We start from the raw sequence: 5,029 nt of genomic DNA, 5'->3' as shown, positions 1-5,029 counted from the left end.
TTATGTCACCGAATGAATTTTATAACCTTCATTTTGGAGAAAGTCTAACTAATATTGAAATAAGGGTGTAATTCTGACAAAACTAAAGAATTTATTAGGTTTTGTCCAAAACGAAGGGGTTAATCCGATTCCAACTAATTCAAGTCCAATTGCAAGTCCAATTCATAAACCAGAAACGAAATCAGGCAGTTCTATCATATACTTTAATAATAATGTTACAGCAATATAATTAAACCTGTTCCAAGAATTAAATTTTGGCGTTTCATATTGCTTATTCCTCCATTATAAATTAACAAATTTGTCTTATAATAATACTATTATATATACATTTTTTGGCCTTTACTATCCCTCAAACAAATGCTGCTTACTTTCCTTTTGACAGCGTCAAAACAACTATTTCGGGATGATTGAAAAGCCTTTGGAAAATAATGCTGTTTCCAAGTCCCCTGCTTACAATCATAGTGCAGTTCCCTCTTTTGTATTCTCCTGATGTATATTCTGGGAAAAATCCCTGATTCGGCGCAATTAATCCTCCTATAAATGGAAGTCTTACCTGTCCGCCGTGAGCATGTCCAGATAAAACTAAATCGAATCCATACTCACTATATAATGGAAGCATCTCGGGTCTATGGGCTAAAAGAATCTTGAATACATCGTTTTCTTTTATTTCCTTTAGCGCTTGCTTAATTTCATTTTCAACTACTTTTGTTTCCTCATATATTGCTTGAGTTGACACAGGGTCATCTATTCCCGTAATATAAATCCCATCTTTATCTTTGCCTATTCTATCACAGGTATTTCGTAAAACATGAATCCCATTTTCTTTTAGGACTTTTTCCAGAGCATCAAAGTTTCCTGACCACCTTTCATGATTTCCTGTCACAAAATAGGTCGGGGCAATTTTTACAATCTGTCTTATCAGTTCCAAACTAACCTCTGCGTCAAAATGCCTGCTGTCAATCAAATCCCCTGTAAACACAATTAAGTCTGGTTGTGCATCTTCAATTTTCTTAACAAGGTTCTTCTGCCCTTTACCAAACTCCTTGCTGTGCAAATCTGACAAATGAACTATTTTGCATCCATCAAAAGCATCAGGCAATTTAGGAGATTTAACAGTGATTTTTGTAATAGTTATGAAATTGTTTTCAAAATGCAAAAATACCCATGTGCAAATACATATAATAATAATAAAAAACAAGACTTTTTTTCTCTTCATAAAATCTATCTTCCTTGTTATTTGTTATTATCCTTTTAGCAAACTGTTTTTTAGTACAAATCTATATTCAAAATACAATTTTGGTTCAGCGTTAACATATTTTCCTTTAGCCCTGGTTAATTTAACACCTTTTTATCCTGTTTAAAGTAAACAGCACCTTTAGGACAACTTTTCACACATTCCATGCATAAAATGCACTCTGTTCCATTTTCCCTGCTTCTTTTGCTGTCTAAGATATCCACCATACCTTGACTCTAATTTTTCTTCTTTAATATACTAATTCAATTTTTTATTTTTTCCAGCCAGCAAGTTTTAAAAGCCAAAACATCATCATAAAATTCCGTTTTAAATATCAAAATACTTACTGCTGTGATAATTATGGCTGGGACAACTAAATATAAAGCACCGCCAAAAGAATCCAGGACATTTAACACACGCAGTAATCCCAAAACCAAATAAGCAGGCAGTAAACCAAAGATAAAAATATAAACTCCTGAAAGTAAAAACATTGTTATTATAAATGCTATCCTGTTGCCTTTACAGTACAAAAATATGTTAAATAGAATTATTCCGCTAATAAATGTTTTTCTCGTTAATCCTTTGATACCGTTATATACTAAACTTAAAGCAATATCTGTAAGTAAAAGAAAAATTAAAATAATTATACCTGCATTTACTATTTTCCTGCCCCTGCTAACCTGTTTACTGCTAAAAAGCAAAATTATCTACCCCTTCTAATAAATTGAATTGGAGAATCACTTAATCCAATATCATCATTTGTAATCAATAAATCTTAAAAAACTTCCAGCATTTTATTATTTGACATTTAACGATAAATAAAATGCTTTCAATTCATCCTTGATATCCTGTGATAAATAATGCCATCTTATATTTCGTATAGCACCTTCAAAGGCATACAACCTGTTTATGCAAGCATTACTATCAATAGTTCTAATCCGCAGAAATGCTTCTTTACTTCCTAATTCTATTAACTGTCCAGGCGTTTCCACTCCTGCTTTTTTTAATTGCTTTTCTAATTCTTTGCCTATATTCGGCATATCGCTTAATTTAATCATTTCGCCTATCTCCTTTACTGAAATGCATTTTAAACATAACTTTATATTTTATAGAAAACCTTTTTTATTGCTTATTTATAAGTTCTTTCAATTTAGTTCTTCCTTATCTTGTGGCGGCATAAAATTTTACATTGATATTAACTATTTGCATTTTCTGAATACTTACTATTTGCTGTGAGCCAAAATCATGAGGAAATGAACTTTCTCATAAATATAGACTCCTATCGTTACAGATATGATGTCTGCCATAGTTCTTATGACTAAATCAGCAATATCTGATTCGAACACCAAAGTAATGAAAAAATTGAAAAGAAAAAGGTTAATTCCGAAGACTATAATGCCAAAAAATAGTGATTTCACCATCGGAGATTCTATCTTAATGCCTTGTCCAAGAAATAAATACAAAACCCCTATCCAGATACCTGATGCAACTGCCCATATCATTGTTCCTAACGGATTGGCAGTAAAAGAGGAATAAATATGAACTATACTATAACAAAATACTCTCAGTACCAGGAAACATACAGGTATTGCCATTAACGGTACAATGTTAAGATTAATGTATACTTTCCCTGACAATTGAGAATCTACAGCAACGAATTTTCCTAACAGCAATCCTAAAAATACAAGTGATATTCCATCCACTATTGGATAAGCAAAAAGTTCGGTCAGTGATGTGCTTGAAACGTGAGGTAAAGGCTCAAATAAGTATATACACCACATCATGCAGAATAAAAAACCGAACATTAAACCTTTTTTAATCTTTGTTCCTGGTAGACGACCCTGTATTATAACGAATACTACCGCTAATAAAAAATAGGTTATTAGTGCATAAATCGTAAAAGAGGGGATTAATAATCCTGCTTTGACGATTGCACTCGGAGGAAAAGGATTACTACCGCTTGAAGGGATAAAAGCCTGCAGTATTAATCTAAATATTGTTGCTGATAATGCTACTAAAAATAGCGTCAACCATTTTTTCTTGTTAATTTCAAAAAGCATTGATTTCATAGAGTTTGACCTCCAGTTTAAATTTTAAATCTATTACGAGGTAATAACTTTTTTTCATCTTATCCATATTAAAATTATATCATAGAGTTTGAAGCATCTTCCATCCGCTGCTTATAAAATAGATTGAAAATGCTGTAATAAATATACCTAACAACAAAATAATCCAGCGATACACTACATCACTTATCAGTTTCTTGCCTCTGGAAAATGCCGTGGAAATTGCTGAATACCATACAAAGTCGGATAAAACATGTCCGATGAAAAAGAAAAATACACCAATTAAACCTGAAGTATAAGACTGGCGTATTGATTCCATCCCCGTTGACGCCCACCAGAGAATGAAGTAGGGATTAGTAGCGCTTACAAGTGCTCCCGCCAATACAAGATTTCTCATGCCTGCACTATTCCCTGCTCCTTGATTCTCTAAAGAAACCGACTTATTTATACTGGACTTTATCATTCCATACCCCATCCATGCAAGAAAAGCACCACCAAATAATCCGATAAATCCTGCAACTGTCGGATTAGAGAAGAAATCTTTAAGCCCGAATGTCATGATGATAATTAATATAAGTTCCAGGATTCCGTGTCCTAATACTGTCAAAGGTCCTGCTGTCCACCCTTTTTTAAGACTGCCGTCAATCGTGACCCCCAGCATAGGCCCAGGCATCATTGCTCCTGAAAAGCCTATTAAAAAAGCACTAACAAAAATTCCCCACAAAACCATGTTAATTAACCCCTCATATTATCAAAATACTTTACTATCAAAATCGGCTCTATTTTTAGTATCCATGCACATAAATATAATAACAATAAATTTCAATTTAATTAATTTTTATTTTAATAAAATCTTACCGTTTATGAAAGCACTAACAGCATCATTCTCTTTAAAGAACTAACTTTATTCTTATAGAGCCAACTTTATTATTATAGAATCGACTTTATTATTATAGAACTAACTTTATTATCACAGAGCATACTTTATTATTTTATATACAGCCCCTTATTCCTTATCCTAAAAATCCTTACCCCTAACTATGTATATTTAAAATAAACTCCGCTCCAGCCCCCACACCCTCAACCCCTTATCCCTTCTCACCTTAACCCTATTCTCCAAATCTCTTCCAGATAATAAAGTCCGCTCTAAAATTCAATATTTTCATTCCATTTAATAACATTTCTTCCTTAATTCTTGTAGTAATTTTTAAAATAAAGTCGGTTCCGAATAGGGATAAGGTGCAAGGGAAAAGGTATAAGGTTGCATTTTCTCATTCGCTTTTTCTAATGCTTTTTATCAATCCTGGTATCAATATTTAAATCAATATAGTACTCTCAATCTCTTTAAAATCAATGCCTTTAGCCGTATTCCTTAATCCTAACATACACCTTATCCCTCTCCCCCTAAAAATCAAAAATCCCGCAGCAAATGAAGATTTCTCCTGCATCTGCTACGGGATTTTGGAACGAACTTTATTTTTATAGAGCGAACTTTATTATCATGGAGTGGAGTTTATTTTAGTTATATAATAGATTACTTTTGCCATACTAATAAATATCTCCAAAAAAGTTTTCGCTTAATTTTTGCTGTGGGTATATATCTATTTGCTAATGACCTTATTTCATCCATGGTCATATATGTATCATGTTTACCATGCCTTTCCCAAACTTCTTTTGCATGTTCATCATCTTTTTTAAGTCTGCCATTTTTTATCAAGTTCATTACTAT

General features: G+C 32.6%; 6 protein-coding genes and 1 pseudogene. All 7 read right to left on the bottom strand.

Annotation, left to right across the window (positions count from 1 at the left end; translation table 11 throughout):
- Positions 1-364: 364 nt before the first annotated feature.
- On the bottom strand, positions 365-1,198 hold the full coding sequence (locus CPAL_RS12190; protein WP_242976322.1) for a metallophosphoesterase: 834 nt from the start codon (positions 1,196-1,198) through the stop codon (positions 365-367).
- 134 nt (positions 1,199-1,332) lie between these two features.
- Positions 1,333-1,461, bottom strand: a complete 129-nt coding sequence (locus CPAL_RS13785; RefSeq protein ID WP_116485993.1) for a 4Fe-4S binding protein — start codon at positions 1,459-1,461, stop codon at positions 1,333-1,335.
- Between the two features lie 36 nt (positions 1,462-1,497).
- On the bottom strand, positions 1,498-1,935 hold the full coding sequence (locus CPAL_RS12185) for a hypothetical protein (protein WP_106024737.1): 438 nt from the start codon (positions 1,933-1,935) through the stop codon (positions 1,498-1,500).
- A 96-nt stretch (positions 1,936-2,031) separates the two neighbouring features.
- Positions 2,032-2,292 carry a TfoX/Sxy family protein gene (locus CPAL_RS12180; RefSeq protein WP_106024736.1) on the bottom strand — a complete coding sequence of 87 codons (261 nt, stop codon included), beginning with the start codon at positions 2,290-2,292 and terminating at the stop codon, positions 2,032-2,034.
- A 165-nt stretch (positions 2,293-2,457) separates the two neighbouring features.
- Positions 2,458-3,303 (bottom strand): hypothetical protein, encoded by an 846-nt coding sequence (locus CPAL_RS12175; RefSeq protein ID WP_106024735.1) that lies wholly within the window; start codon positions 3,301-3,303, stop codon positions 2,458-2,460.
- Between the two features lie 79 nt (positions 3,304-3,382).
- Positions 3,383-4,030 carry a LysE family transporter gene (locus CPAL_RS12170; RefSeq protein ID WP_106024734.1) on the bottom strand — a complete coding sequence of 216 codons (648 nt, stop codon included), beginning with the start codon at positions 4,028-4,030 and terminating at the stop codon, positions 3,383-3,385.
- 804 nt (positions 4,031-4,834) lie between these two features.
- Positions 4,835-5,029 (bottom strand): annotated as a pseudogene (locus tag CPAL_RS12165) (class I SAM-dependent methyltransferase); the annotation flags it as partial.

It is taken from the genome of Clostridium thermopalmarium DSM 5974, from assembly GCF_002995795.1.
GTDB classification, from domain to species: domain Bacteria; phylum Bacillota; class Clostridia; order Clostridiales; family Clostridiaceae; genus Clostridium_H; species Clostridium_H thermopalmarium.
Note: the sequence above shows the minus strand (reverse complement) of the source record. Positions and strands in the feature narration are given on the sequence as shown.